This is a genomic window from Pseudomonas sp. DF5 (assembly GCF_058148225.1).
In genome coordinates, this window is record NZ_JBYVYM010000082.1 from 1 (window position 1) to 356 (window position 356).

Below are 356 nucleotides of genomic sequence, written 5' to 3' on the forward strand. Positions count from 1 at the left end.
CGCGTCGTTCGGCGCGGCGGTGGTCACGGTGCCGGTGGTTTGACCGACATCGATGGTGATCGTCTGGCCGTTGGCCAGGGACACGGTGACCGGGCTACCAGTCACTGGTGCACCGACGGTCGCGGTGTAAGTGACGGTGCCGCCTTCGGCGACGTTCGCGGTCGCAGTCAGCGAAACGGTACTGGTGTCGATGGTGTCGTTGACGGTAGTCACCGCCGGGGCAGTGCTCGGCACCAGGTTTTCGAAATTGCCGCCGGTGGCGGTGGAGATGGTCGCCTGGACCGTGCCCGCATCTTTGTAAACGTCATCGGATGGAGCCGGAACGGTCACGGTGCCGCTGGTTTTGCCGGCGTCGA

The 356-nt window shown here is 65.2% G+C and carries 1 protein-coding gene; it reads right to left on the bottom strand.

Annotation, left to right across the window (positions count from 1 at the left end; genetic code table 11):
• The coding region (locus tag AC30D7_RS28785) for an immunoglobulin-like domain-containing protein (RefSeq protein ID WP_490136337.1) at positions 1–356 on the bottom strand (356 nt) is incomplete at both ends.